The 21332-nt window shown below is 42.6% G+C and carries 22 protein-coding genes; 17 read left to right on the top strand and 5 right to left on the bottom strand.

What is annotated here, in order from left to right:
* Positions 1 to 8 precede the first annotated feature (8 nt).
* From ybeY to rpoD, 9 genes are all read left to right on the top strand, one after another.
* Positions 9 to 485, top strand: a complete 477-nt coding sequence (ybeY, locus tag LCU_RS03175) for an rRNA maturation RNase YbeY (protein WP_004270819.1) — start codon at positions 9 to 11, stop codon at positions 483 to 485.
* On the top strand, positions 463 to 858 hold the full coding sequence (locus LCU_RS03170; RefSeq protein ID WP_056966115.1) for a diacylglycerol kinase family protein: 396 nt from the start codon (positions 463 to 465) through the stop codon (positions 856 to 858). The genes ybeY and LCU_RS03170 overlap by 23 nt, the downstream gene beginning before the upstream one ends.
* 13 nt (positions 859 to 871) lie before the next feature.
* The gene (gene era, locus LCU_RS03165) at positions 872 to 1774 is read left to right on the top strand and encodes a GTPase Era (RefSeq protein ID WP_056966113.1); all 903 of its coding nucleotides are present in this window, start codon (positions 872 to 874) and stop codon (positions 1772 to 1774) included.
* Positions 1775 to 1783: 9 nt separating this feature from the next.
* On the top strand, positions 1784 to 2602 hold the full coding sequence (gene recO, locus LCU_RS03160; RefSeq protein WP_004270817.1) for a DNA repair protein RecO: 819 nt from the start codon (positions 1784 to 1786) through the stop codon (positions 2600 to 2602).
* Between the two features lie 238 nt (positions 2603 to 2840).
* Entirely contained in the window at positions 2841 to 3758 is a 918-nt protein-coding gene (gene glyQ, locus LCU_RS03155; protein ID WP_004270813.1) for a glycine--tRNA ligase subunit alpha, read from the top strand.
* Positions 3751 to 5832, top strand: a complete 2082-nt coding sequence (gene glyS / locus LCU_RS03150; protein WP_054644536.1) for a glycine--tRNA ligase subunit beta — start codon at positions 3751 to 3753, stop codon at positions 5830 to 5832. The genes glyQ and glyS overlap by 8 nt, the downstream gene beginning before the upstream one ends.
* 23 nt (positions 5833 to 5855) lie before the next feature.
* A complete protein-coding gene (locus LCU_RS03145; RefSeq protein ID WP_004270800.1) occupies positions 5856 to 6221 on the top strand; it encodes a DUF488 domain-containing protein in 366 nt (121 codons plus the stop codon).
* 153 nt (positions 6222 to 6374) lie between these two features.
* Positions 6375 to 8255 (top strand): DNA primase, encoded by a 1881-nt coding sequence (dnaG, locus tag LCU_RS03140; protein ID WP_004270801.1) that lies wholly within the window; start codon positions 6375 to 6377, stop codon positions 8253 to 8255.
* A gap of 17 nt (positions 8256 to 8272) precedes the next feature.
* On the top strand, positions 8273 to 9382 hold the full coding sequence (rpoD, locus tag LCU_RS03135) for an RNA polymerase sigma factor RpoD (RefSeq protein ID WP_039099449.1): 1110 nt from the start codon (positions 8273 to 8275) through the stop codon (positions 9380 to 9382).
* 299 nt (positions 9383 to 9681) lie between these two features.
* Here the strand turns inward: rpoD and LCU_RS03130 are convergent, their stop codons facing one another.
* Together LCU_RS03130 and LCU_RS03125 are read right to left on the bottom strand one after the other, a co-directional pair.
* Positions 9682 to 9879: a hypothetical protein gene (locus LCU_RS03130; RefSeq protein WP_054644534.1), complete on the bottom strand. Its 198-nt coding sequence runs from the start codon at positions 9877 to 9879 to the stop codon at positions 9682 to 9684.
* Between the two features lie 92 nt (positions 9880 to 9971).
* Positions 9972 to 10175, bottom strand: a complete 204-nt coding sequence (locus LCU_RS03125; protein ID WP_004270816.1) for a hypothetical protein — start codon at positions 10173 to 10175, stop codon at positions 9972 to 9974.
* Between the two features lie 175 nt (positions 10176 to 10350).
* On the opposite strand from LCU_RS03125, the gene LCU_RS03120 reads away from it, so the two are divergent.
* The 3 genes from LCU_RS03120 to pepT are packed head-to-tail and all read left to right on the top strand — an operon-like array spanning position 10351 to position 13465.
* The gene (locus tag LCU_RS03120; protein WP_056966111.1) at positions 10351 to 11058 is read left to right on the top strand and encodes a tRNA (adenine(22)-N(1))-methyltransferase; all 708 of its coding nucleotides are present in this window, start codon (positions 10351 to 10353) and stop codon (positions 11056 to 11058) included.
* Positions 11046 to 12179 carry a Nif3-like dinuclear metal center hexameric protein gene (locus LCU_RS03115; protein WP_056966109.1) on the top strand — a complete coding sequence of 378 codons (1134 nt, stop codon included), beginning with the start codon at positions 11046 to 11048 and terminating at the stop codon, positions 12177 to 12179. Before LCU_RS03120 ends, LCU_RS03115 begins: the two co-directional genes overlap by 13 nt.
* A gap of 44 nt (positions 12180 to 12223) precedes the next feature.
* Entirely contained in the window at positions 12224 to 13465 is a 1242-nt protein-coding gene (pepT, locus tag LCU_RS03110) for a peptidase T (RefSeq protein WP_056966107.1), read from the top strand.
* Positions 13466 to 13522: 57 nt separating this feature from the next.
* Here the strand turns inward: pepT and aroD are convergent, their stop codons facing one another.
* Both aroD and LCU_RS03100 read right to left on the bottom strand, forming a co-directional pair.
* Positions 13523 to 14242, bottom strand: a complete 720-nt coding sequence (aroD, locus tag LCU_RS03105; protein WP_054644533.1) for a type I 3-dehydroquinate dehydratase — start codon at positions 14240 to 14242, stop codon at positions 13523 to 13525.
* A gap of 193 nt (positions 14243 to 14435) precedes the next feature.
* A complete protein-coding gene (locus LCU_RS03100; RefSeq protein ID WP_004270815.1) occupies positions 14436 to 14843 on the bottom strand; it encodes a Tim44 domain-containing protein in 408 nt (135 codons plus the stop codon).
* Positions 14844 to 15167: 324 nt separating this feature from the next.
* Here LCU_RS03100 and LCU_RS03095 point away from each other — a divergent pair, with 324 nt between their 5' ends.
* Positions 15168 to 16097, top strand: a complete 930-nt coding sequence (locus tag LCU_RS03095; RefSeq protein WP_128486092.1) for an IS30-like element ISLpl1 family transposase — start codon at positions 15168 to 15170, stop codon at positions 16095 to 16097.
* 2 nt (positions 16098 to 16099) lie between these two features.
* The gene (gene rpoN / locus LCU_RS03090; protein WP_081038340.1) at positions 16100 to 17323 is read left to right on the top strand and encodes an RNA polymerase factor sigma-54; all 1224 of its coding nucleotides are present in this window, start codon (positions 16100 to 16102) and stop codon (positions 17321 to 17323) included.
* 54 nt (positions 17324 to 17377) lie between these two features.
* Here rpoN and LCU_RS03085 read toward each other — a convergent pair whose 3' ends face one another.
* Complete coding sequence (locus LCU_RS03085; protein ID WP_056966888.1) at positions 17378 to 18196, bottom strand: alpha/beta hydrolase; 819 nt, start codon at positions 18194 to 18196, stop codon at positions 17378 to 17380.
* A 154-nt stretch (positions 18197 to 18350) separates the two neighbouring features.
* Here LCU_RS03085 and aroE point away from each other — a divergent pair, with 154 nt between their 5' ends.
* From aroE to aroB, 3 genes are read left to right on the top strand one after another with little or no spacing between them, the layout of a single operon-like run.
* Positions 18351 to 19214: a shikimate dehydrogenase gene (gene aroE / locus LCU_RS03080; protein WP_056966886.1), complete on the top strand. Its 864-nt coding sequence runs from the start codon at positions 18351 to 18353 to the stop codon at positions 19212 to 19214.
* Between the two features lie 6 nt (positions 19215 to 19220).
* Positions 19221 to 20222 (top strand): 3-deoxy-7-phosphoheptulonate synthase, encoded by a 1002-nt coding sequence (gene aroF / locus LCU_RS03075; protein ID WP_054644702.1) that lies wholly within the window; start codon positions 19221 to 19223, stop codon positions 20220 to 20222.
* Entirely contained in the window at positions 20222 to 21322 is a 1101-nt protein-coding gene (gene aroB, locus LCU_RS03070; RefSeq protein WP_004270919.1) for a 3-dehydroquinate synthase, read from the top strand. The genes aroF and aroB overlap by 1 nt, the downstream gene beginning before the upstream one ends.
* Positions 21323 to 21332: the final 10 nt, after the last annotated feature.

Here is a 21332-nt window from a genome sequence, read left to right as displayed (position 1 = left end):
ACACTTGAATGGATATCCAAATTATCGATGAAACAAAAGTAGTTGCAGAAGCAAACGTAAAACTGGTCACGGATATTTTAGAATATGCCGGGCAACAATTAGATTTACCTGAAGACACAGAAATGTCTGTCACGTTTGTGACGAACGAACGCATTCGCCAAATTAACAAGGAATACCGCGATACTGACCGTGCGACTGATGTCATCAGTTTTGCAATCGAAGAAGATCCTGAAGAAGAAGGATTACCAGCCAACTTTGAAGAACTATTCGACATTCCCAAGAATATCGGTGATTTGTTTGTTTCATTAGAAAAAGCAGCTGAACAAGCTGAAACTTATGGACATTCATTTGAACGTGAATTAGGGTACACAATGGTTCACGGCTTCTTACACTTAAATGGTTATGATCACATTCATAGTGAAGATGAAGCACAAATGATTCCATTACAGGAGAAGATCCTCGATGAATTTGGATTACAACGGTAAAAAACCACAAACGGGCAAGAATAAACATTTTTGGCAGTCACTACGCCACGCACTCGGTGGATTATGGACCGCCTTTAAAACTGAGGCTAATTTACGGCGTGATGCCTGGTTTGCACTCGTTGCGATTGCTTTCGGTATTTATTGTCAGTTACATTATTTAGATTGGTTAGCGATTATTTTCGCGATTTTTATCGTTTTTATGGCTGAATTTTGGAATACAGTTATGGAACATCTCGTGGACTTATTAGTCGATCACCAGTACCATCCATTGGCTAAGCAGATTAAAGATATCAGTGCAGCCAGTGTCTTAATCAGCGCAATTTTAGCGCTATTGATTGGCGCCATTGTCTTTGGACACGCCATATTTAACTAAAAAGGGGACTATTATGTCAGAAACATATCGCTCAGGCTTTGTGGCCATTGTTGGCCGACCAAATGTTGGAAAATCAACTTTTATGAATCGAATGATCGGTGAAAAAATTGCCATCATGTCATCAAAAGCACAAACGACTCGCAATAAAATTCAAGGGATCTACACGGATGACAACGCGCAAATCGTGTTCGTTGATACACCAGGGATTCATAAACCACATAATGAATTAGATGAATACATGGATCAAGCAGCGCTATCGACGTTTAACGAAGTTGATGCCATTTTATTCATGATTAGTGGGATTGATAAAAAAGGGCCTGGGGATCAATACATCATGGACCAATTGAAGAACGTCAAAAAACCCGTTTATTTGGTTGTTAACAAAATTGACGCGATTCATCCAGACGATTTATTACCAATGATTGAACAATATCGGCATGAATTAGATTTCAAGGGGGTTTACCCAATCTCTGCATTAGAAGGTAACAATGTCCCTGAAATGTTAAAAGAATTGGAACAAATACTCCCAGAAGGCCCTCAATACTACCCAGAAGATCAATTAACGGATCACCCAGAATATTTCGTTGTTGGTGAATTGATTCGGGAAAAAATTCTTGAATTAACGCATGAAGAAGTGCCCCATTCTGTTGCCGTGGTTGTGGAACGGATGAAAGACCGCGTCAATAGTAAGCTCCAGATTGAAGCGAATATCATTGTTGAACGTGATGGTCAAAAACGGATTATCATCGGTCAAAAGGGCTCCATTATCAAAGAAATCGGGATTCGGTCACGTCGCGAAATTGAAGCTTTACTTGGCGAAAAAGTCAACTTGAAGCTCTGGGTTAAGATTCAAAAGAATTGGCGTGACAATAACCAATACCTCCGTGAATTTGGTTACAATAAAAAGAGATTGTAGGCTTAAGCAATGGCGGAACATCGATTCGAAGACTTTAATGGTCTAGTGATGTATCGGAAGAACTATAAAGAAAAAGATATGCTGGTCAAGATTTTGACCGATCGCTTTGGCAAAAAGATGTTTTACTTACGCGGTGCGAATAAACCGAAGTTTCGCTTGAGTGCGGCTATTTTGCCATTTACCCAAGCTGAGTACGGTGGCGACATTCGCGATGATGGCTTATCCTTTTTAAATAATGTCAAGTCGGCGAGTCAGTTTCAATCGATTAGCAATGACTTGTTTTTAAATGCCTATGCGACCTATATCTTAGGCTTAGTCGATGTTGGTTTTCCGGATAGCGAACCGCTCGGCAGTTGGTATCCGAAGATTGAACAGGCACTCTCATTAATCGATGAAGGCTTTGACGCGGCGATGATTACGCACATTATCGAGATTCAGATGTTACAAGTCTTCGGGGTGCAGCCACAACTGCAAGTCTGTGCGGTTTGTGGGCGTTCTGATTTGCCGTTTGATTATTCTGAGAGTTATGGCGGGCTGCTTTGTCAACGCCACTGGCACTTGGATGTTAATCGATTCCACGGTAGTCAACGGGCTATCTATTATCTGCGTCTTTTTTCAGTGATTGATTTATTCAAGATTCAATCGGTCAACGTCAAACAGACAACGCAGATGGAGCTTAAGACGATGATCGACCGGATTTATCAAGACACGGTTGGCCTATCGCTCAAGAGTAAGCAATTCATCGATAAGATGTACAGTTTCGATAGTCAATTACCACAATTAAAAAAAGTGTCGTCAGAAATTGACAGCACGCCAAAAGACGACTAAAATAGTAATCAACTTAATAGACGTTGAAGAAAAGGGTCCCTTAAGACGGTCAGACAGTGATTCTAGGTGAGTGAGAACTAGAACAAGACTTGAGTGGATTGGCGTTTCGGAGTCATACCAATGAAGCAGCAGCTCGCTTTGAGCTGAAGTAGGGTGGAACCGCGAGTAATCGTCCCTATGTGACTTAACAGTCGCATAGGCTTTTTTTATGCGCAAAATACGGAAAAGAGGAATTGAAATGGTTAAAAAGTTAAATGTGCAAGAAATGATTTTAACCTTACAGCGTTTTTGGTCTGAAAAAGGCTGTATGCTAATGCAATCTTACGATACAGAAAAAGGGGCCGGCACAATGAGCCCATACACGTTCTTACGGGCAATTGGACCAGAACCTTGGAACGCCGCTTACGTAGAACCTTCACGGCGCCCAGCAGATGGTCGGTATGGCGAAAACCCCAACCGTTTATTCCAACATCACCAATTCCAAGTGGTCATGAAACCAGCCCCATTAAACATCCAAGAATTTTACTTGGATAGTTTACGGGCTCTAGGCATCGATCCTTTGGAACATGACATTCGCTTCGTCGAAGATAACTGGGAGAACCCATCAATGGGTTGTGCCGGTGTTGGTTGGGAAGTTTGGTTAGACGGGATGGAAGTGACTCAATTTACCTACTTCCAACAAGTTGGTGGTTTGCAATGCGATCCTGTGACAAGTGAAATCACATATGGCGTTGAACGGCTTGCTTCATACATTCAAGATGTCGACAACGTGTTCGAACTTGAATGGGGCAATGGCGTGTTATATGGCGATATTTTTAAAGAACCTGAATATGAACATTCAAAATATGCTTTTGAAGACAGTAACCAAGACATGCTTTTGAAATTCTTCGATGAATACGAAACAGAAGCAAAACGTTTAATTGACTTAGGCCTTGTTCATCCAGCATATGACTATGTCTTGAAATGTAGCCACACATTCAACCTATTGGATGCCCATGGTGCCGTTTCCGTTACAGAACGGGCCGGTTACTTGTCACGGATTCGCCGGATGGCGCACTCAATCGCGCAAGCATTCGTTGCTGAACGTGAGAAACGTGGCTTCCCGCTCTTAAAACATGCTCAAGAATCAAACACGGAGGTCGTTAACAATGACTAAACCATTCTTATTAGAAATTGGCTTGGAAGAAATGCCAGCCCACGTTGTGATGCCTAGCATCCAACAACTAGAAAAGCGCGTACGCGACTTTTTAGAAGAACAACACTTAACATTCGGGACCATCAAAACTTACGCAACACCACGCCGGTTAGCCGTCTTGATCGAAGACCTAGCGGACAAGCAAGCTGACATTCACGAAGAAGCGAAAGGCCCCGCTAAGAAAATTGCGCTTGATGCTGAAGGTAACTGGAGTAAAGCAGCGCAAGGTTTTGTTCGCGGCCAAGGTTTAACGACCGACGACATTACTTTTAAAGCACTAAAAGGCGTTGAATACGTCTATGTTGAAAAATCAATCATCGGCAAACCTGTTGAAACAATTTTGCCAGAACTAAAAGCCGTGATTATGGCGATGACCTTCCCAACGCGGATGCACTGGGCCGATTACGACTTCGAATATATCCGTCCAATTCACTGGATTGTTGCTCTATTAGACGATGAAATTATCGATTTCAGTATTTTAAACGTTACGACTGGTTGCACAACACAAGGGCACCGTTTCTTAGGTCAAGCCGTGATATTGGCAAAAGCAACTGATTACGAAGCAACGCTGGAAGCACAATTCGTAATTGCGGATGAAGCTAAACGCCAAAACTTAATTCAAACTCAGATTGAAACAATGGCCCAAGAAAACGATTGGCAAGTCGATTTAGACGCAAACTTGTTAGAAGAAGTGACGAACTTAGTTGAATGGCCAACTGCTTTTTATGGGCAATTCGATCCTAAGTATCTTGAAATTCCAGAAGAAGTGTTGATTACCTCAATGAAGGATAACCAACGTTACTTCTACGCACGCAGCCAAGCGGGTGATTTATTACCTGTTTTCATCGGTGTTCGCAACGGGAACACCGACTTCATGGAAAATGTCATTGCTGGGAACGAAAAAGTCCTCACAGCGCGTTTGGAAGATGCCGATTTCTTCTACCATGAAGATCAAAAGGTAACGATTGAACAAAACGTTGCGAAGTTACAAAACGTGTCATTCCACGACAAGATTGGTAGTCTGGCTGAAAAGATGACCCGTGTTGGTTTAATCGCGCAATTCTTAGGCCAAAAATTTGGTTTATCAGAAGCAGAATTAGTTGATTTGCAACGGGCAAGTGATATTTATAAATTTGACTTAGTGACTGGCATGGTCGGTGAATTTGCCGAATTGCAAGGGGTCATGGGTGAAAAATATGCCTTATTACAAGGTGAAACACCAGCCGTTGCCACAGCGATTCGCGAACACTACATGCCAATTAGTGCTGAAGGTGCACTCCCTGCAACAAAGGTCGGCGCGGTTTTAGCAATCGCTGATAAGTTCGATAGTATGGCTGATTTCTTTGCAGTGGGCATGATTCCAAGTGGTTCAAACGATCCTTATGCATTGCGTCGTCAAGCTTATGGGATTATCCGCATCTTAGAAAACCAAAACTGGCACTTCCCAATGGCCGATTATCAAGCTGCGATGAGTGACATTGTTAAGCAACAAGCTGATTTCAACCTTGATTGGTCAACCAATGCTGACGCGATCAGCGATTTCTTAACGGATCGTGTTCGCCAACGCTTTAACGGCATGCGGCCTAAAGTCCGGCGTGATATCGTAGATGCCGTCTTGAAGAATCAAAGTCAAGATCCAGTCGTGATGTTCGAAGCTGCCAAAGTGCTTTCAGACCATCAAGATGATGCAGATTTCAAGGCAACGGTTGAAGCCGTGACACGTGTGTTACGACTCGCTGAAAAAGTTGACTTTGCAACAACTGATTTAACGGTTGATCCTGCATTATTCGAAAATGAAGCTGAAAAAGCACTTTACACAGCGGTCGAAGACTTACGTGGTACAATTGCTACGAACCCATTAGCTGATAATTACGGCATCTTACAAACACTACGACCATTAATCGAAGCTTACTTTGATGCCACAATGGTCATGGCTGAAGATGAAGCTGTTCGTCGAAATCGCTTAACACAGTTGATGATTATCGCTCAAATCGCCCTTACCTTAGGTGATTTAAACGAATTGATTGTTAAATAAACAATTCAAAAGGGGATAATAGCATGTTACAAATGAAACGGGTTTATGAAGCAGCGACAGACTCAGATGGGTACCGAATTCTAGTCGATCGGATTTGGCCCCGCGGCATTTCAAAAGAACGTGCCGCTATTGAGACCTGGGCGAAAGAAATTACCCCAACGACTGACTTACGCAAGTGGTTTGGTCATGAGCCAGCTAAGTTTCCCGTTTTTAAAGAAAAGTACCTTGCTGAAATTGCAGCTAATCCAGCTTGGCCGGCGTTTGAAAAGGTAGTGCACGAGCACCTTGAGCTGGGCAACGTCACGTTAGTCTATGCGGCAAAGGACCTGCAATATAATCACGTTGTCATCTTAATGGGACTTTTGAAAAAGGACCTTGACAACGAATGAGATAGTTTGCTATATTTATTTGCAACTGTACCTAAATGGTGCTATGATATATAGTGTATTTTTGTGCTGATAATCCTTAAAAGTCGCATTTCATTGTGAGGTGCGGCTTTTACAGTCTTAGTACAATTTGAATTGAATAGTGAGGTGAGACCAATGGCGGGAAAGATTCCGAATGACGTGATTGATGATGTTCGGAGCCAAACTAACATAGTGGATGTTGTTGGTCAGTATGTCCAGCTCAAGAAGAGCGGCAATAACCTATTTGGGATTTGTCCGTTTCACGATGAGAAGACCCCATCATTCTCCGTTAGTGAAGAGAAACAGATTTTTCATTGTTTCTCTTGCGGACGGGGTGGGAATGTCTTCAAGTTCTTGATGGAACTGGAACAGATTAGTTTTCCAGAAGCTGTTACAAAAATCGCTGACTTTGTCGGCTTCAGTTTAGCGGAGACTTATCGACCCACTCAAAATGTTCAAGAATCAAGTGAAGTGACGCAGTTTAAGCAACTCTATCGTCAGGCCAATGAACTCTTTACGCATATTTTAATGAGTACTGAAGCGGGCCAACCAGCGTTAGATTACTTACACGAACGGGGCTTGACGGATCAATTAATTGAGACGTTTAGTATTGGCTATTTACCGGATCAAACCGATTTAATGCTTTCATTCTTCCAGAATAAAGAAGTTCCGTACCAGACACTACGTCAATCCGGCTTATTTATTGAAACTCAGACCGGCAAGCTGCATGATCGTTTTTCCGGCCGAGTGATGTTTCCGATTCGGAATGCGCAAGGTGAAGTGATTGCTTTTTCTGGCCGGGTTTTGGTGAAACAACCAGATCAACCCAAATATTTGAACAGTCCTGAAACCGTGATTTTTAACAAGCGGAAGGTTTTGTTCAACTATGATTTAGCAAAGACTGCTATTCACCAAGAACGCAAAGTTTACCTGTTTGAAGGGTTTATGGATGTGATTGCAGCGTATTCAGCCGGTGTTTCAAACGGTGTCGCTTCAATGGGGACGAGTTTAACGACTGAGCAGTTGGGAATTTTAGGGCAACAGGCTCGGGAATTAATTGTCTGTTATGATGGTGATCGTCCCGGAATCGAAGCGATGAAACGCGCAATTACCATGTTGCAGCAAAATACCAAGCTTGAATTGAGTGTGGTGGTTTTGCCCAGTGGCGCTGATCCGGATGAATATGTTCGCCAATATGGTGCTGAACAATTTAAGACAACCTTGCAAAATGGTGCTGAAACACCGATTGCATTTGAACTGCGGTATTTGAAGCAAGGGTTAAATCTGGATAACGAGAAGGATCAACTTGATTACGTGCAACAGGCATTGTCCGTCGTTGCGCCAATTGATTCGCCGCTTGAAATCGAGATTTACCTCAAGCAAATTGAAGCCGATAGCGGCATTACCCTTGATACGTTGAAGCGGCAGTTACAAACATTGCGCGTTAAACGGGCAACGCAGCAACCACTTGCACCGGCATCTAGTCAGTATGATTATGACATGCCACCTGAACCGGATGACGCATTTGTGGGTGGACCACCGCCAATCATTGGTGATCCGCGGGCAACAGCGACGCGTCAGCCACAACGGCTAACCCGGGTTGAACACGCGGAGCAAGAAGTGTTGCATATGTTGATGGCTAATGACGATATGCGCCTGCAATTGGAGAACAATGCCGATTTTAGTTTTGTGCATACCCCGTACCAACTGATTTACGAGTTATGGCGCGCCTTTTTAGCTGAAGGTAAGTCGACCTTGGCCGACTTCATGGGTTATATCCCAGATGACTTACAAGCCTTAGTCGTTCAGATTGATGCGCTTGACTTACCAGAAGAGGCAAGTCAAGAGGCGTTAAACGACTGTCTGTTCGTCATTGCGCAAAATAACGTTGAGGAACAATTAAGAGAAGCGAAAATTGCCTTAAAAGAGGCGACCAAATTGGGGAATGCGAGCGAAGAAACGCGCTTAACCCTGGAGGTCATTAGACTTGTTTCGCAAAAGAAATTAGGAAATTGATATTAGGAGGTTTCTGAATGGCTGATAATAAAAAAGCTGACACGAAGAAATTTGATACTGCGGTTAAGGCTTTAATTAAGGAATACAAACCAAAGAAAGAAATCACCAATGATGAACTCGTTGCAAAAATCGTGAAACCATTTGCGCTACAAGCTGATGAAATCAATGAATTAATGCAAAAAGTGGAAGACCAAGGGATTGGGATTGTCGATGAAGATGGGAATCCAAGTGCCGCTACCCTTAAAAAGGAAAAGGTTTCTGCTAAAGAATTAAAAGATATGACTGCACCAACCGGGATTAAGATTAACGATCCTGTGCGGATGTACTTAAAAGAAATTGGGCGGGTATCTCTTTTAAACGCCCAACAAGAAGTTGACTTAGCCTTGAGAATCGAACAAGGTGATCAAGAAGCCAAGCAACGCCTTGCCGAAGCTAACTTGCGTTTGGTGGTTTCAATCGCTAAACGGTATGTTGGCCGTGGCATGCAATTCTTGGATTTAATTCAAGAAGGGAACATGGGCTTAATGAAGGCCGTTGAAAAATTCGATCACCGTAAAGGGTTCAAATTCTCAACATATGCCACATGGTGGATTCGTCAAGCGATTACGCGTGCGATTGCCGATCAAGCCCGGACCATTCGGATTCCTGTCCACATGGTTGAAACGATTAACAAGTTAATCCGGATTCAACGACAATTACTTCAAGATTTGGGCCGCGAACCAACGCCTGAAGAAATTGGTGCTGAAATGGATATGAATACGGATAAGGTGCGCGAAATCTTGAAGATCGCTCAAGAACCTGTTTCCCTTGAAACCCCAATTGGTGAAGAGGACGATTCACACTTAGGCGATTTTATCGAAGATCAAGATGCAACCAGTCCTGAAGAACATGCTTCTTATGAATTGTTGAAAGAACAATTAGAAAGTGTCCTAGATACCTTAACAGACCGTGAAGAAAACGTCTTACGTTTACGTTTCGGCCTTGATGATGGTCGGACACGGACATTAGAAGAAGTGGGTAAGGTGTTCGGCGTTACGCGAGAACGGATTCGTCAAATCGAAGCCAAAGCATTACGGAAACTCCGCCACCCATCACGTTCAAAACAATTAAAAGACTTTTTAGAATAAAAGAGTGCGTAAGCAGGCGGCTATATTTTGAGGGTTAGCATAGTCAGGCGAATAACCAACGATGTTGGTTGTTTGACTGACGTAGCTAGCCGCAGAAATATGCCTGCTAGAGCACGTTTTCGATAAAGTGCGTTTAGTTACGGGAGCAACTGAGCATTAATACAATATTGTCATTAATTCAGATTTTAGAATTAATGGCAATGTTAGATTAAGCGGAAGTTGTTGAACTAAAAAGCACGTTTAGGCAATCAATAAAAAGGCCGCAAGCTAACCTAGCTTGCGGCCTTTTTTGCGTGTATCTAAACAAGCAGAGCACCAATCCCCACTACTAAAAATACAATCCCCATCAATGCACCTGACCATAACGCCATGGGCATGAAGACTGAAGTACTGTGGTTTGCTTCAACCTTCAAAGTCTTGAATGTTTTAATGGTCATTGAAAGTTGGAAAACACCGATGATTAGCATTAAAATCCCAATAATTGGTAACCAGTTCATGTTACCACCCCCTTCACTGTAAATAATTTATCTTATGTTAACTAGGATTTCCGAAAACTAATAAAGCTCAAAAAGAAGGGGCTAATTGACGTTTATAACCAATTCAATAAACTAGCAAGACTAATCCCAATAAAGACAAGCCCCATGAAAGCACTCGAACAGAGCGCTGCTGGCGCAAAGACAGAAGTATTTTGATCTGCGTGTAATTTTAAGTCTTGATAATACTGATACGACTTATAAATTTGAAAAATGCCTAAACCAATCATGAAAACACAGAATAGTTGTAACCAACTCATGAGACCACTCCTTAATGTATAGAAAGCGTTTTCGATTTAATTTCAGTATAAAACTAAATTTTGCCTAAAGCAACTTCTGCTATCCAGAATCAAGTGTTCACTTTGACTGCGTATGCCGTCTAAAATTTGGTATACTAACTATAACAATCAAAGTTTCTAGAATGGAGTTTTATTTTTGTCACCAATTCATTTATCAAAGCGTTTAGCTGCGGTTGCGCAGTTTGTCCCACAAGATAGCATTGTTGCTGATATCGGTTCAGATCATGCATATTTACCAATTTGGCTTACGGAACAAAACCGGTTGAAGGGCGCCATTGCCGGTGAAGTAGTTGCCGGTCCGTTTGAATCAACACAGACTCACGTTAATCAATGGCACTTACAACAACAGATTCAAGTCCGCTTAGGCGATGGCGTCGAGGTATTGAATCCTGAAGAAGACCATGTGAGTTGCATCGTGATTGCCGGCATGGGTGGTTTATTGATCACGGAAATTTTAACCCGTGGATTGGATCATCTGAACGGCCATGAACGACTCGTGTTACAACCCAATATCATGGAAAGTACTGTCCGTGAATGGTTGAATGCACATGACTATGCAATCGTTGATGAAGCGATTGTCGCTGAAGACGGGCATATCTACGAAGTGATTGTCGGCGAACCCCAACCATCAGTTGCACCATTAAGCGAAAGTGATCGAGTGTTTGGCCCTGTTCTCCGCCAAACACAACCTGCTGATTTCCAATTGAAGTGGGGGACAATGTTGAAAAAACGGCGTCATTTATTGCAACAATTACAAAACGCACAAGTCGTACCTACTGATAAAGTCAAAGCAGTTGAACATGAAATTGCATTAATCGAGGAGATGAAAACATGGGAAAATTAGTCGCGAGTGACTTAATTGCTGCGATTGAAGACTACGCACCATTGGCATTAAAAGAAGGCAATGACCCCACCGGTTTTCAAATCGGGCGACGCGATAAAAGCATTGAACGGGTGTTAGTAACCCTTGATGTCCGCCCAGAAACCGTTCAAGAAGCGATTGAACAGAATGTTGATTTTATTTTTGCCCACCATCCAGTAATGTTTCGCCCAGCGCGGAATCTCGATCTAAGTGATCCGCAAAACAAGATGTATGCGGATGTGTTAACGCATGACATCACGGTATATGCCGCCCATACGAATTTGGATAAGACTAACGGCGGCATGAATGATTGGCTAGCTGAAGCTTTACAACTAAACGATGTGCAACCGTTTAACATCACGGACTACCAATCATTAGTAAAATTGGTGGTCTTTGTCCCTGAGTCACATGCTGAACAGATGCGGATGGCATTGAATCAAGCTGATGCGGGACATATTGGCGATTATCAAGCCTGCAGTTTTAGTACGACCGGAATAGGGCGTTTTCAACCAACGGACGCAGCAAATCCTTATATCGGCCAATCAGGTGATCTAGAAGCGGTTACCGAAGTTAAAATCGAAGTTGTTCTGCCAGTGGCCATGCAAACCAAAGTTGTTCAGGCGATGCTTGCGGCGCATCCTTATGAAGAACCCGTTTATGATGTGATTCCATTAGCTAATCAACAACAACCGATTGGTATTGGGCGCATTGGTCAAGTCGCTCAATCAATGACGGTCCGGGATTATGCGCAATTTGTCTGCGAAACATTTGATTTAACAGGTCTGCGCTTAATTTCAAATGAACCGGACAAAATAGTTCAGACAGTCGCCGTTGTCGGTGGCGATGGGGGTAAATTCTTCCCAGCCGCTTTACAAGCTGGTGCGGATGTCTACATTACCGGTGATGTGTATTATCATACTGGTCACGATATGTTGGCAGCTGGTTTGTCAGTAATTGATCCTGGTCATCATGTCGAAAGTATTGTGAAGGATAAGATGACAGGAATTTTTGAAAAGTGGGCCAAACAGCGTGGTTGGTCGGTTACATTCATTAAATCACAGCAAAAAACTGATCCGTTTACATTTATTTTTAATGCGAAGTAGGTTAGAATAGAATTAGTATTAAATAATATCTAGGAGGCTACACCATGGCTAAATATGAAAAATTGATTCCTCGTTTTCTAGAATATATCACAACTGAAACACGTTCAGATGAAAACGCAACAACGAGCCCATCAACCCAAACACAAGTGGTATTTTTACACAAATTGATGGACGACTTGAAGGAAATCGGATTAAGTGATGTGAAATACAACGAAAGTAATGGCTATGTAACAGCGCTATTACCAAGTAATATTGATAAAAAAGTGCCAACAATGGGCTTTTTATCACACGTTGATACTGCCGACTTCAATGCCAAAGGTGTCAATCCACAAATCGTCGAAAACTATGATGGCGAATCAATTATTAAATTAGATGATGCGGGTAAATTCGTATTAGATCCTAAAGAATTCCCAAATATGAAAAATTATAAAGGCCAAACTTTAATCACAACTGACGGCTCAACATTATTAGGTTCAGATGATAAGTCTGGGGTTGCTGAAATCATGACAGCCATGGACTTCTTAGTCCAACATCCTGAAATCAAACATGGCGACATCAAGATTGGTTTTGGCCCCGATGAAGAAATCGGAACTGGCGCTGATCACTTTGATGCCAAAGATTTCGCAACCGACTTTGCTTACACAATGGATGGCGGTCCAATCGGTCAACTTGAATACGAAACATTCAACGCTGCTGCCATGAAAGTCGATATTCAAGGTAAAAACGTGCATCCTAGTGAAGCTAAAAACATCATGATCAATGCCCTTCAAGTGGCTGTTGATTTCCAAAATGCTTTACCAAGCGATGAAGTCCCTGAAAAAACAGACGGTCGTCAAGGTTTCTATCACTTATTAAGCCTTGAAGGCACAGTTGATGAAGCACACATGGCTTACATCATTCGTGATTTCGAACGTGATGGTTTGGAAGAACGCAAAGCATTTGCTGCTAAAGTTGCTGATCAAATGAATGCTAAATACGGTGAAGGCCGCGTTGTTGCAACAATCAAAGATCAATACTACAACATGGCAGAAGTCTTAAAAGATCACATGGACGTTGTTGATCTTGCTAAAGATGCAATGGAAGCCGTTGATATCAAACCATTAATCGAACCTGTTCGTGGTGGGACAGATGGTTCTAAGATTTCATTCATGGGTATTCCAACCCCTAACATCTTTGCTGGTGCTGAAAACATGCACGGTCGCTACGAATTTGTTTCAATCGAAACAATGGAAAAGGCCGTTGATACAATGCTTAAGATGAATGATTTAAACGTTGAACGGAACTAATCAACAATCTAAAAAGCCCCGCACAAATTGAATTTGTGCGGGGCTTTTTTTGTGCGGTTAATTTTGATGCATTGTCAACAAGCCTTTGAGTTGTTCAATGGGTAATTGGCCTGGTGCACTGGGGTGTTCAAGGTAACCGAAACTCACAGCTGAACCGAATTGACCACCAAAAATGCGAGAGGCTAAGCCAAATTCAGACATCGCCATCGTGATCAGTGGGGTTGTGTGATCATGTGTAAAAGACTGGGTAATCGCCATTAACCGAGTAGTATCCTCATTACTTTGAGCGGTAGTTGCTAGTTTTAACATATCTGGGTGCGTCGCATGCATTGCTGCGAGTTGTTTTTGAAGTGTTAGATTATCAGGGGTTGTCTTTAAATCGTGATGGCTTAGTAACACTTGATAGCCATTCGCACGTGCAAGCGCGCTGACGGCTTTTCTAACTGCCTCAGGTAAAGACCACTCAATATCAACCACATCGCCGATTTGAGCCGATAATAGAGCTGTATAGCGGTCTAAATAGTCGGTTGGATCAGACAGGCCGCCATCATGGGTTGTTCTGAGCGTTAAAATAACGGGGTGCTTGCAGGCGGCAATTTGGTGACCAGCCGTTAATAAGGTCGCTGGTGTTTGCCAATAGTCTAAGCGCCATTCTAGAATATCAATCGCAGCTTGCTTTTGCTCAACGAGTGCCATTTCACGCACACAATCGTCTAGGTTACGCGGCATTAAGGAAACGGCCGTTTGTGTCTGGCCAGTGCCAACATGGAGGGTCATCAAATGACCTCACTTTCTAATCAAAATGGATAAACAATTTTTAAATCGATAAGGTCTATTTTAAGAGAAAAAGTTGTTTAACGCAATAAACTTAACCAATTAAATAACAAAAAAGAACCACCAACTGGTAGCTCTTTTATAGGGATTGATTAATATGAGCGACACGATATTGACCATCAATTAATTTAAACGTTCAAATTTCGCTGAAACGTTCAATATAAGCCGCTTCACGACGTTGGTCATTAACCGTGGCTGTCTGCCGCTCATCAGTGAAGTAATCGCGCATTTGCGCTGTCACTAGAATATCTTGGCGGTTCGGTTTTTCAGGTAATAATAACTCAGTTGAAACAATGGCGATACTCTCAAGTTGGTTATGTTTATGGTGCCGTTGATAACGGTTTAAGATGCGTTGTTGTTGGTGCTGAAAATGGGGCGTCATTAAGTCCGCCACGTTGCTTAAGTCATTTGAGGGCCAAGCTGTTTCAATTTGATAGAATGCATTTTCAAAGCGCGCCGCGGTTTCAGCATCTAACGGCATGGTATCAGCCAGTGCCCGTTTTCTACGTCCGGTTAACCAGTCACGCACTTTACGCCAAATCATGATCCCAAGGGAGACGAATACGAAAGGCAGGGTGACTATACTATCGAATAAACGACGCATTGGGGACTTGTAGTAATGCCGACATCCCGCATCATCGTAATAATAATCACGACTACGGCCGCCAACATAACTGGATGTCGGTGAAGACCCACCACCGCTACCACCCGAACCACCAGAGCCACCCGAAGATCCGCCAGCACGCGCAGCAACTGGACTTGGTAATAAGGTAGATTGTAAAATTAATCCGAACGCTGTTCGGACAAAAAAGATCAGCTTCCTTTAAAATGGTGTTTACCACAAACCCATCTTTTAGGAGCTGATCTTTTGTCTAGTATAACCTATTCCGAACGAATTAAAATCGAAACCTTTTGTGAATTAGGGCTGTCCAATATCCAAATGGGCGTTCGGCTGAACCGATCACCGTCAACAATTTCTTATGAATTATCTCGATGTCAACCTTATCAGGCTGAATTAGCACAAACAGATGCCGAATACAAGCGATCACGATGTGGTCGGAAAACTAAGCTGAGCGATGGGTTAAAGCAAAAAATTCTCAACCATTTACGTCTAAGCTGGTCACCAGGAATGATTGCTCACGAATTTAAACTAGCTACTAAATCTATTTATAATTGGCTAAATCAGGGGAGAATTGGTTTCTCCTTGAATGATCTACCTGAACATGGCGTACGCCAACGGCGTAACGTTGACCAACGATCCAAATATAATCAATCTTTGGGGCGATCAATTGAACAGCGTCCCATGATGATTAATCAACGTAAGCGCATCGGCGATTTTGAACTAGATACAGTCGTTGGTCCTCGTGGGCATAGTAAGGCAGTTTTATTAACTTTAATCGATCGAAAATCACGGTTCCTTTGGGCATACCGGTTAAAAGATCGGACGACAGCGACTGTTAATGAAGTACTAACTAAGTTCCTAACCACTTTTAATGGTCCGGTGCACAGCTTTACTGTGGACCGTGGCACTGAGTTTAGTGGGCTAGTATCACTTGAATCACAATATGGTATTAAGACCTATTACTGCCATGCTTATACGCCAGCTGAACGTGGTAGTAATGAACGCTTTAATCGGAATTTACGTTATTTTTATCCTAAAGGGACTCGTTTTGAGCACATTAGTGCTCAAGATTTAACGACGACGTTACTCCAAATTAACCAGCGACCGCTTAAAATACTCGACTGGCAAACACCGTATCAGGTTATGCTGACAAATTTGTCCAAAAATTCGGATTAAATTTGCAATCTACCACATTGCAACAATCCTTAAAAATTTTGCAATCTAATAGTCTCGACCTACTGGATTATTTAAAAGCTCGTAGTTTAGAGAACCCCTTGTTTGAGGTCGGGTCCGTCGAAGCCTGTACAAAAGAATTCAATTTTGATCAGCTAGCGGCTCACGGAACAGGTAATTTATACGATTATTTGTTGGAACAAGTCGGTTATCGGTTTAAAGCAGGTAAATTACAGCAACTTTTGCAACGGCTGATTTTGGAGGTTGAACCAAATGGCTATTTAAAGGTGGATGAAGCCCGTTTTATCCAAGAAAATCAAATTGATCAGACCACTTATCAAGACGTTGTGACGTTACTACAACAACTTGATCCAATCGGGGTTGGTGGTCGTGATGCACAAGAAGTGTTATTACTACAGGCCTCTGCTATTTATCCGGCTGATGATCTTAGTATTTTGGTGATAACTGATTATTTTGAACAATTATTAGCTGGTGATATTAAACAAATTCAAACTCAGTTAGCCATTAGTCAAGATGACATGCAATCGATTTTACACAAAATAGGTGCACTGAGTCTTGAACCAGGAAATATGTTTGATGACTCACCAACTAATTTTCAAGTGCCAGATGTCATTATTAAGATGAATGGCTCACGATATCAGCTACTATTGACTGAATTTGGGCGACCAACGCTGATTTTTGAACATGCAAGTTACGTGCAGTTCCAAAAGGAAGTCGATGTCGCTACCAAACAATACATTCAGCAAAAATATGCCGAGTATCAGATGTTAAACACGAGTTTGCATAAGCGCGGGCAAACATTATTAATGGTTGCTGAAGTCCTAATCAAGGCACAGTGGGATTATATTACTGGAAAACAAGCATATCCTAATCAATTGATTCTACGGGATATCGCAAATCAATTGCAGCTCAGTGAATCAACAATTAGCCGAACGATTAAAGAAAAATCAATTCGGACGCCTAATGGTATCTATCTTCTGCGGAATTTGTTGACCAAACGGAGTACAACTTTAGAGGAAGGTCCCACCTTGACACAGACGCACATTGCAATTCAAACAGTTGTTAAGGAAGAAGAAGCCCATCATCCATTGTCTGATCAAAAAATCGCGGACCAGTTAAAAGTTAAGTATGACATTAAAGTTGCTAGAAGAACCGTCGCTAAATATCGTCAAGAATTAGGTATTGCTAATAAGGCAGACCGTAAATAAGCAAAAAAGCAATGGATGCAGTTAATATTACTGTATCCATTGCTTTTTAGGTTCTTATAAAATTGCCATCAGTTTAAACCAGTCCAATACAAGTGGGACCCACTGAGCTGCTACAGTATTAGCATATTCTGGTTTGCCTGGTGTTTGAGTCACATGATTAGCAAGCGAAAGGCCATGAACACCAGCTCCAAAGAGATGGTATTCAACAGGGATTTTATGTTGCTGTAATGCAAGTGTATATAGAAGTGAATTCGTTGCTGGAACAAGGGCGTCTGTGGCTGTTTGCCAAATAAAAGCTGGTTTAGCTGCTGCTGTGATATTTTTTTGTGCGTGCCATAAAGTTTGGTCCACTGTAATCTGTTGCTTAGTTGCATCATCAATTGGAAAACCAGCGTCAAAATCAATCACAGGATAATTTAAGACAATCGCTGCATGATGACCACGGTAATCGTCTAACCCGTAATCAGCTCGGTGGATTGGATCGGTCGCAATGCCATTATAGGTAGCGACCACATGTCCACCAGCTGAAAAACCAGTCAAAACAATTCGATCCAAATCAATATCATATTCTCCAGCTTGATCAGTCACCCACTCAATTGTCTTAGCAAGCTGATTTAAAGCGAGCGGATAAACGGTTTCAGTCGAACTTATTAATTGGTAGGGGAGAACAATCACGTGAAACCCTTCTGCTAAAAATCGCAACGCGACCGGTGTTGTTTCACGACCTGAATGATACGTAAAACCACCGCCTGGACAAATAATCATGACGGGATGTTTAACTGGATGCTCGAAATCTGGAATGGGTGTTAACCAATATGCATCAACTATAAATGCTTGTTCTTTAACGGATAACGTTTGACGTTCGATCGACATTATTAAGGACCTCTTTCTATTATATTAACCGTTTTCAATCTATGTTAATCTTACCGGATAATGACAAAAAATAACAGTATTAAGCATGACTTTTTGATACCAACCATTTAAAAATCTCATTAAGTAAAGTATGATAGTTTTAGAGGAAAATGTAATGATATCAGGTTATACAGCTCTTTACGGCTTGGTTGCGCATCCAGCGCACCATAGCTTGTCACCCATGATTCATAATCTGGGTTTTAAACAACATCAAATCGACGCGCGGTATCTGGTTTTCGATAGCCAAGCACGGCCGCAAGATGTCGCAAAAGCGATTCGGACGCTTGGTGTGGCAGGCGTTAATCTTTCAATGCCCTATAAACAGTCGCTTGTGCCATTAATGGACGAGTTAATGCCAACTGCGCAACTCGTTGGCGCCATCAATACGGTTGCTTTACGATCGGGTAAATTGGTAGGCACGAATACTGATGGCGATGGTTTTTGGCGCGCTTTGCAGAAAAGATATCCCAATCTAGCTAGTCAGCAAATTGTTATTCTGGGTGGTGGGGGCGCTGCTCTCGCGGTTATCGAAGCCGCCGCTCGTTATGGTGTGGCGACGATTCAGGTCTTCAAACGTCAAAATACGACTTATGCGGCGGTTGAACAACGACTGGCAAAAATTGCTAATCACCATTCGATGTCCATCGTGCTACATAATTATGCCGATGAACAGGCACTCCAACAAGCACTCAGTAATGCTGATTGCGTGATTAACGCCACGAATCTTGGCATGGTCAATACCCCTGGATTACCGCTGGCAGCACCTTTAATTGGTCAAATACCGATGACTTGTTTAGTTGCCGACTTAATATATGCGCCACGTCAGACTGCTTTTTTACAGTTAGCGGCTCGAAGTGGTCATCCAACCCAAAACGGGCTTGGCATGTTAGTTGAACAGGCCGCGTTGAGTTTTCAATTCTGGACGGGCCAGGTCCTACAAACCGATCCCATCTATCATGCTTTAACGAAGGAGTTTTAATAATTTATGATTATTCAATTTAAACCAAATACTGATTCAGCGCTGATTGATGATTTTTGCGCACGACAACGCACGACAAATCCGAATGTCTATCAGATTAAGCACCATGTAGCGGTGATCGGTGCAAAAGCAATTGATTTTACCCCAGCAGAGGAAGAAGTCATTGCGGCAACCACCACGGATGAACCGAGTTACGTGCTTGGCAGTCGGCTATTCCAACCCGAAAACACGGTCATCGAATTAGCACACAGTACGATTGGCGGTGCAGACTTCACGGTGATGGCGGGTCCTTGTTCGGTCGAATCTGCTGACCACATTATGGCGATGGCCAAAGTTGCTAAAGAAGGCGGTGCGACTATTTTGCGGGGTGGCGCGTATAAACCGCGGACATCACCGTATTCCTTTCAAGGGATGGGCGAAGCTGGTTTGAAAGCATTGCGCAAGGCTGCTGATGCTTATCAAATGGACGTTGTGACCGAAGTGATGGATGAAACGCATGTTGATTTAGTGGCGCAATATACCGATATTTTTCAAATCGGGGCGCGCAATATGCAAAACTTTTCATTATTGAAAGCTGTTGGAAAAATCAACGTTCCCGTTGCTTTAAAACGTGGCTTAGCAGCAACTGTTGATGATTTATTAAATGCTGCCGAGTACATTGCTGCCAACGGTAATCAACAAATTATGCTGTTAGAGCGCGGGATTCGGACGTTTGACAATCACTATACGCGCAACACATTTGATTTAAATGCTGTCCCAGTTTTACAAAAATTAACGCACTATCCAGTCTTAATTGATCCGAGTCATGCGACTGGTGAATGGGATCTTGTGACGCCAATGGCTCGGGCTGGAGTCGCAACTGGGGCAAGTGGGTTACAAGTTGAGATTCATGATCATCCAGAAAAAGCCTTTTCTGATGGCGCACAAGCCTTAAAGCCAGCTACTTATCTTGAAATGTGTCATCAAGTGTGGGCCGTTGATGCAGTCGTCAAACAGTGGCGGCACTAATGGTGATAATTGATGTCCACCTCACACAAAAAAATTATCAGATTCGGATCCAATCTGGTTTGTATCACATCTGTGCTGAACAAATCGCGCAAGTTTGGACACCTCGTCAAATCGCATTAATCACAGACACGAATGTTGCCCCGTTGTATTTAGAAACGGTCGAATCTCAATTAATCCAAGTTGGCTATCAAGTCACACCGATTATTATTCCGGCTGGTGAAACGTCGAAATCACTTGACCAAGCAATGGCACTTTATTCCCAACTGGCAGCGGCGAATTTTACCCGTCATGACGGGGTGATTGCTTTAGGTGGTGGGGTTGTCGGTGATTTGGCGGGGTTTATCGCGTCCACCTATATGCGGGGGATTGCATTTATTCAGATGCCAACCTCGCTTTTGGCACAAGTTGACAGTAGTGTCGGTGGAAAGACTGCACTTGATTTACCAGCTGGCAAGAACTTAGTTGGTTCTTTTTACCAGCCGGATTTAGTATTGATTGATCCCGACTTTTTAACGTCGCTGGATCAACGCCAATTACTGGCCGGTTATGCGGAAATCGTTAAAGTGGCTGCACTCAACGGTGGGACATTTTGGCAACAGGTGACAGGGATTCAAAGTGCGCATATGATTCTAGCGCAGGCTGAAACACTAATTCAGCAAAGTGTGCACTACAAGGCACAGATTGTCATGGCCGATGAAAAAGAAAGTAATCAACGCCAATTATTAAATTACGGTCATACGATTGGCCACGCGGTTGAAACCCTGGCCAATGGCAGCCTGATGCACGGTGAAGCGGTCAGCATCGGGTTAGTTGCCATGCAGCACTTAGTCGAACAAAGTGGACTGACTGAAGCGCATTTAACACCAGTGATTACAACTGTTTTAAATGCGGTCGGCTTGCCGACAGATAGCCCGTTACTTATGAGTGATCGACTCTTCACGCAACTTTTACATGATAAGAAGAATCAAGGAGATGCCATTAATCTTGTTTACCTCGATGCAATTGGTGTTCCAAAAATTCAATCCATACCACTAACGACTTTAGCGGCTAATCTATTTTCAAAAAAAACTGGTAACCAACCCACAGATACCTTACAATGAAACTAACTTG

The sequence above is a fragment of the Latilactobacillus curvatus JCM 1096 = DSM 20019 genome (genome assembly GCF_004101845.1).
Taxonomy (GTDB): domain Bacteria; phylum Bacillota; class Bacilli; order Lactobacillales; family Lactobacillaceae; genus Latilactobacillus; species Latilactobacillus curvatus.
Note: the sequence above shows the minus strand (reverse complement) of the source record. Positions and strands in the feature narration are given on the sequence as shown.

Bases quoted from the DNA above. Each gene is read 5' to 3' on its own strand.
- aroE (WP_056966886.1), top strand. From the start codon at position 18,351: ATGATATCAGGTTATACAGCTCTTTACGGCTTGGTTGCGCATCCAGCG.
- aroF (WP_054644702.1), top strand. From the start codon at position 19,221: ATGATTATTCAATTTAAACCAAATACTGATTCAGCGCTGATTGATGAT.
- glyQ (WP_004270813.1), top strand. From the start codon at position 2,841: ATGGTTAAAAAGTTAAATGTGCAAGAAATGATTTTAACCTTACAGCGT.
- aroB (WP_004270919.1), top strand. From the start codon at position 20,222: ATGGTGATAATTGATGTCCACCTCACACAAAAAAATTATCAGATTCGG.
- dnaG (WP_004270801.1), top strand. From the start codon at position 6,375: ATGGCGGGAAAGATTCCGAATGACGTGATTGATGATGTTCGGAGCCAA.
- era (WP_056966113.1), top strand. From the start codon at position 872: ATGTCAGAAACATATCGCTCAGGCTTTGTGGCCATTGTTGGCCGACCA.
- recO (WP_004270817.1), top strand. From the start codon at position 1,784: ATGGCGGAACATCGATTCGAAGACTTTAATGGTCTAGTGATGTATCGG.
- LCU_RS03085 (WP_056966888.1), bottom strand. From the start codon at position 18,196: ATGTCGATCGAACGTCAAACGTTATCCGTTAAAGAACAAGCATTTATA.
- LCU_RS03130 (WP_054644534.1), bottom strand. From the start codon at position 9,879: ATGAACTGGTTACCAATTATTGGGATTTTAATGCTAATCATCGGTGTT.
- rpoD (WP_039099449.1), top strand. From the start codon at position 8,273: ATGGCTGATAATAAAAAAGCTGACACGAAGAAATTTGATACTGCGGTT.
- LCU_RS03125 (WP_004270816.1), bottom strand. From the start codon at position 10,175: ATGAGTTGGTTACAACTATTCTGTGTTTTCATGATTGGTTTAGGCATT.
- pepT (WP_056966107.1), top strand. From the start codon at position 12,224: ATGGCTAAATATGAAAAATTGATTCCTCGTTTTCTAGAATATATCACA.
- ybeY (WP_004270819.1), top strand. From the start codon at position 9: ATGGATATCCAAATTATCGATGAAACAAAAGTAGTTGCAGAAGCAAAC.
- aroD (WP_054644533.1), bottom strand. From the start codon at position 14,242: ATGACCCTCCATGTTGGCACTGGCCAGACACAAACGGCCGTTTCCTTA.
- LCU_RS03115 (WP_056966109.1), top strand. From the start codon at position 11,046: ATGGGAAAATTAGTCGCGAGTGACTTAATTGCTGCGATTGAAGACTAC.
- glyS (WP_054644536.1), top strand. From the start codon at position 3,751: ATGACTAAACCATTCTTATTAGAAATTGGCTTGGAAGAAATGCCAGCC.
- LCU_RS03145 (WP_004270800.1), top strand. From the start codon at position 5,856: ATGTTACAAATGAAACGGGTTTATGAAGCAGCGACAGACTCAGATGGG.
- LCU_RS03170 (WP_056966115.1), top strand. From the start codon at position 463: ATGAATTTGGATTACAACGGTAAAAAACCACAAACGGGCAAGAATAAA.
- LCU_RS03100 (WP_004270815.1), bottom strand. From the start codon at position 14,843: ATGATTTGGCGTAAAGTGCGTGACTGGTTAACCGGACGTAGAAAACGG.